4 protein-coding genes and 1 pseudogene are annotated in these 5,933 nt (G+C 43.5%); all 5 read left to right on the forward strand.

What is annotated here, in order from left to right; translation table 11 throughout:
* Positions 1-178 precede the first annotated feature (178 nt).
* The gene (locus P7J36_RS11290) at positions 179-1,447 is read left to right on the forward strand and encodes a MerR family transcriptional regulator (protein ID WP_408552166.1); all 1,269 of its coding nucleotides are present in this window, start codon (positions 179-181) and stop codon (positions 1,445-1,447) included.
* A 253-nt stretch (positions 1,448-1,700) separates the two neighbouring features.
* Positions 1,701-2,702, forward strand: a complete 1,002-nt coding sequence (gene ruvB / locus P7J36_RS11295) for a Holliday junction branch migration DNA helicase RuvB (protein WP_105118966.1) — start codon at positions 1,701-1,703, stop codon at positions 2,700-2,702.
* Positions 2,702-3,448: a GNAT family N-acetyltransferase gene (locus P7J36_RS11300; RefSeq protein WP_408552164.1), complete on the forward strand. Its 747-nt coding sequence runs from the start codon at positions 2,702-2,704 to the stop codon at positions 3,446-3,448. Before ruvB ends, P7J36_RS11300 begins: the two co-directional genes overlap by 1 nt.
* A 1-nt stretch (position 3,449) precedes the next feature.
* A complete protein-coding gene (locus P7J36_RS11305) occupies positions 3,450-4,085 on the forward strand; it encodes an HAD-IA family hydrolase (RefSeq protein WP_408552163.1) in 636 nt (211 codons plus the stop codon).
* A 183-nt stretch (positions 4,086-4,268) separates the two neighbouring features.
* Positions 4,269-5,870: pseudogene (locus P7J36_RS11310) on the forward strand (IS1634 family transposase); the annotation flags it as partial.
* Positions 5,871-5,933: the final 63 nt, after the last annotated feature.

The raw sequence follows: 5,933 nt of genomic DNA on the forward strand, positions 1-5,933 counted from the left end.
GGAATTCTCCCAATCATTTAGGAGAATTCCTATTTTTTATAAGAGTCGGAGTAACTGGAGACTTTTTCAGTGGGCTCAAGTGACGTCGGCTGTTTTTGTATAAAAAATCAAAAAAGTCTTGACTCACCCCTAGGGGAATGGTGTATGCTAGGACTATCAAAGCAGATGGAGGTTGCTTATGCAGGTCAAGGATGTGGAGAAGTTGACAGGCTTGTCAACCAAGGCGATACGCCTCTATGAAGAAAAGGGCTTGATTGAAGTGGCGAGAAATCCGCTCAATGACTACCGTGATTATTCAGAAGAAAATGTGCAGCAGCTCCGCTTGATTAAGTTGCTCCGCTATTTTGAAATTTCCCTAGCAGAGATTAAAGAGATTCTAACCTTGTCGGAGGAGGAATTGCAATCAGCCTTGCGTGAGAAACAGCAAGAAATCAACCAGCAAGCAGAAGAGTTGGCAGATAAGGTTGACTTGCTGGATCAGGTTGTCAAGGACATAGGCAAGAAAGATGACTGGCTAGAAGAAGCTCAGGACTCCATTGCTTTTGTGGAAAGCGGTGAGTTCCAAGACTTAAAACAAGACCTAGAAAATGCCTTATTACCAAGCCTATGGCTGACCCTCTTGCAGACCATGATGCTATCAGGTCCAATTCTCTGGTTGTTTACTCGAATACAACAAGGCCGTCAGGAAAATCTTTTCCTACTAGCCGTGGTTTCCCTACTAGCAACTGCTTGGATCACGCTTCTCTGGCGAGACTACCTCGTAACCTGGTGGAAACATCGGGACAAGGTCCGCCAGAAGAATCGTAGCCAAGCCTGGTGGATTCCAATCGGTCTAATCACCCTTGTGGGTGGAATTAGCTACTTTATCTTCGTCGGCTGGCTGACAGAAACCTTCTTCCTGCCAAGCGACTGGCTCTTCTATGAGTATTCGATTGGTCTGGGCAAGATTTCCATGGCATTTATTATGGCTTTTCTCGTTTTTCTTTTGGGAAAACTGGCGAGGCTGGTGAAACTTCCTTGGAAATATGGCTTGGGTCTGGCAGGTGGCTGTATCTTGTTGACCGCTCTGCTGATTTCTACAACAACAGCTGTGACCAAAGACCAGATTATTGACATCAATCTGTTGGCACCGTCCAAGGAATATCTTTACAGTGATGTCAAGTCTGTCTGGGCAGGATTTGGGACCAAGGTGTTTACCCTAGATGAAACTAAAAAGCAGGGACAATTTAGCTACCGTATTCAGCTTGACGGAAAGGAAATTGTGTTTATGCAGCCGACTTCCAATCAGGATTTAGTGCCAGCTGACACCTACATCGAACTAGAGGAATTTAATCAGCGACTGATGAATCTGGGCATTCCCAAAGAAAGTTCAGCAGAAGGCAGTCAGTACAACGATTTAGATGCGCACTTTCTAGAGCGATTTTTGCGAATAGTGGAAAATAAATAAAATGAATTCTGTTTTAGTTTCCCTTAAGCTTGGCGAGTTATACTAAATCCGAGCTAGAAATAGCGAAACATTTACTGAATGATTTTCAGTATCGTCATCTGTAAGAGCTAAAGCTCAAACGGCTGGCATATCTTTTCACCTAAAGGTATCCCTAGCTCTAAGTCGCAAGCGACAAGAGCTAGGGATCATATAATCTCCTGAGAATACTGGACTCACTGAGTCTGGTATTTTCATTTTATGCTATAATGGTTTCATGACAAATCGAATTTTAGATATGGAACAAATGCAGGACGAGGAATACGTTGAGCGTACCCTGCGTCCGCAGAAATTAAACGAATACATCGGTCAGGACAAGGTCAAGGACCAGTTGAAAATCTTTATTGAGGCAGCCAAGCTCCGTGATGAAGCCTTGGATCATACTCTTCTTTTTGGTCCTCCAGGTCTGGGTAAGACCACCATGGCCTTTGTCATTGCAAACGAACTAGGTGTCAATATCAAGCAGACCAGTGGTCCTGTCATTGAAAAGGCAGGTGATTTGGTTGCCCTTCTCAATGATTTGGAGCCAGGGGATGTCCTCTTTATTGATGAAATCCATCGTATGCCCATGGCGGTTGAGGAGATTCTCTACTCTGCTATGGAAGACTTCTACATCGATATTATGATTGGAGCAGGAGAGGCCAGTCGCTCTGTGCATTTGGAGTTGCCGCCTTTTACCCTGATTGGAGCGACTACTCGTGCGGGTATGCTATCCAATCCCCTGCGGGCTCGTTTTGGTATCACCGGTCACATGGAGTATTATGAACTGGCTGATTTGACCGAGATTGTCGAGCGGACAGCGGACATCTTTGAGATGGAGATTACCCATGAAGCAGCGATTGAGCTGGCTCGTCGTTCGCGAGGGACTCCACGTATCGCCAACCGCCTGCTCAAGCGGGTGCGGGATTTTGCCCAGATTATGGGCGACGGTCTGATTGACGATAGCATTACGGACAAGGCTTTGACCATGCTTGACGTGGACCGTGAGGGGCTGGACTATGTGGACCAGAAGATTCTCCGGACCATGATTGAGATGTACGGCGGCGGTCCCGTCGGCCTCAACACCCTGTCAGTCAATATCGCCGAGGAGCGTGAGACGGTGGAGGACATGTACGAGCCTTACCTGATTCAGCAGGGCTTCCTCATGCGGACACGGACGGGGCGGGTTGCGACAGCTAAGGCCTACGAGCACTTGGGTTATCCCTATACGGAAAAATAATGGCAGAGCAGATGAGACGAGTAGCCAGTTTATTTGGAGATTGGCCTGAGGCAATTATTTGGACCTGTTTAGAAGGCAGAATGGGACAGATTCATGTCGATAATACCCAGTCGCCCCAGTCAGCCTTAGCTCTCTATGGACGGCAGAGCTTCTTTGGTTTTTTGGCCGGAAAACCAAATGTGGACTTGCTAAAAATATGTGAGGGAAAGGATATTATTTTAGTACCCCAAAACCAGGCCTGGTCAGACCTGATAGAAGGGACTTACGGAGACAGAATCCGGTCCTTTACCCGTTATGCTACGAAAAAAGATACTAGTTTTGACCTTGGGCATTTGCAGAAACTGATTGACGCCCTACCTGAAGAGTTTGACCTGAAAGCGATTGACCGTAATCTGTATGATGCCTGTCTGGTAGAAGAATGGTCACGCGATTTGGTGGGCAATTATGCTGATGTGGAGCAGTTTTTAGACTCGGGTCTAGGCTATGTCATCTTGCATAAGGAACAGGTGGTGTCAGGTGCCTCATCCTATGCCAGTTATTCAGGTGGGATTGAGATAGAGGTGGATACTAGGGAAGACTATCGAGGTTTGGGTTTAGCTAGAGCTTGTGCTGCTCAGTTAATCTTAGCTTGTTTAGACCGTAATCTCTATCCTAGCTGGGATGCACATACTCTGACTTCCTTGAAACTGGCTGAAAAATTGGGTTACCAATTGGACAAGCCCTATCAAGCATATGAATGGAGATAAGATGACACCGACATTTATTTGGGATTTGGATGGAACCCTTTTGGATTCCTATGAGGCGATTTTGGCTGGAATTCAGGAAACCTATGAACAATATGATCTCCCTTTTGACCGCGAAGAAGTAAGGAATTTCATTCTTCGTTATTCTGTCAAGGATTTGCTGGTGCGTGATGCGGACAAGTACGGTCTGGATAGCGATGAACTTAATCGTGTGCGTGCGACTTCCTTGAAGGAGAAAAATACGCAGATTCCCTTGATGGCTGGTGCGCGTGAAATTTTGGACTGGACAGCAGAGAAAGGAATTCAAAATTTCGTTTATACACACAAAAGTGACAATGCTTTTCAGGTTTTGGAGGATTTGGGTGTCCGTCACTATTTCACAGAAATCTTGACCAGCGATTTTGGTTTTGCCCGCAAACCAAGTCCAGAAGCTCTGCTATTTCTCATCGAAAAATACGGACTGAACAAAGAAAATACCTACTACATCGGCGATCGGTTGCTCGATGTAGAAACAGCTATCAACGCAGGGATTCATAGCATCAACCTGCAAATTGATGGTGTGGAGCAGAATTGGAAGATTATTTCTTTATTGGACATAAAACAAATATTAACTGATGAATATAAACAAAAACAAACGTAAAATCGTTTGTTTTTGTTTATATAATCAGAAAAGTATGGAATTTGAGTATTGATTTTGCTATAATCCCGACTTTCTCACTTAATTTTTCAAAAAAATGCCATAAGTGCTTGCTATAGTTGAATTTTTTGAAGAATTTTCATCGTCTTTGTTGTTGCATATGGTTATGTATGTTATGGTGTAAGTATGGCATTTATCAAAACAACAACGAACAGAGAAGGTCGGACCCATGTCTACCTAGTCGAGGGATATCGTAAAGATGGCAAGGTCAAACAACGGATCCTAAAAAAATATGGCTTATTGGATGAACTTGAAAAAGACGATCCCGCTATTCTTGACCGATTAAAACAAGAAGCTAAGCAAGGGATTTTAACAGCTAAGAAAACTCTAACAGTTGACTATGATTTGCTTGCTCCTATGTATGAACCAGATAAGTCTTATGGTTGGATGGTACTAGATGGTTTGTTTGAGGAATTGGAGTTATCTCATTTTTTAAAATCCCGACCTCATAAGGCTGACTACGACTTGGTTCAAGTGCTAAAGCTACTTGTCTTTCAGCGTATCTTACATCCGAATAGTAAACTTGCGACATATGCTTCTCAGGGTGACTTGTTTGGAGATTGGTCAGTTAGTCGCAATGCTATCTACCGTTCTTTGGATCTCTTAAACTCACTAAAAGAGGACCTTCAACTACATCTGCACAAGGAAGTAAGTCGACTGACAAAGCGTGAAGCTCGTCTGGTTTTCTATGATGTTACTAACTATTACTTTGAAACAGATATCCCTGATAGTGAAGAGGTATCAGAGAGCGGAACAATTCTCAAAGAGGGCTTGCGTAGGAGGGGACCTAGTAAGGAACACAGACCTAAGCCTATAGTGCAATTGGGATTGTTTATGGATACCAACGGTATTCCAATCAGCTATAAATTATTCAGAGGCAATCAGACAGACCCTGTGACTTATCTTCCTGCTGTTGAAGAAGTAAAGAAACAATTTGGGATTGAACGAATTGTAGTTGTGGCAGATAAGGCAATGAATAGTCAAAATAATGTTTCAGCTATGGAGAAGCAAGGAGATGGCTGGCTCTTTTCACAAAAGCACCGTGGGAAACGTGGTGCTCCGAAGGATATTCAAGAAAAAATATTGGAAGAATCTGGTTGGCAGTTTAATCAAGAGATCACTTTCGCTAAAAAGTCTTACATTCGAGAGAGAAAACTTGGGACCAAGAAGGATTCTCCAACCGTTAGAGAAAAAGTACTAATGACCTGGTCAAAGAAATATGAAGATAGAGAACGGATTCGACGTGAAGGGGCTCTTTCCTACGCCAATAAGCTAACGGATGCGGAATTGTTTCGACAAACGAGTAAGAAGGGCGGAAAGAAATACCTTGAATTGAGCTATTTGGATAAGGAAACCGGAGAGGTTAAACCATTTTCACCACTTATCCGAATTAACCAAGAAGAGGTGGAATTTGATGCTCAATTTGATGGAGTTCATGTCCTTGTGACCAGTGAGATTGAGATGAGCGATGAGGCTATGCTTGCTTCCTACAAGGAATTGTCAAAAATAGAGGCTTGCTTCCGTGTCGCTAAAATGGAGTTAGAAAGTCGTCCAGTCTATGTTTGGACAGAAGAACATATTCAAGCACACTTTTTAACATGCTTTATTGCCTTGGTTCACTTACGCTTACTCCAACATCAGATTGACTGGAAAATGAGTCCAGAACGGATTACTTCCGCTTTAAACAGTGCCAAGGCTACACGGTTGAAAGACGATTATAGTCATTTAGTTTTAAAATAGTATTCCAAAGAATACTCAACCGATTGACATCTCCTCAATAACTCAGCCACT

This window comes from Streptococcus suis, assembly GCF_046032115.1.
Taxonomy (GTDB): Bacteria; Bacillota; Bacilli; order Lactobacillales; family Streptococcaceae; genus Streptococcus; species Streptococcus suis_AJ.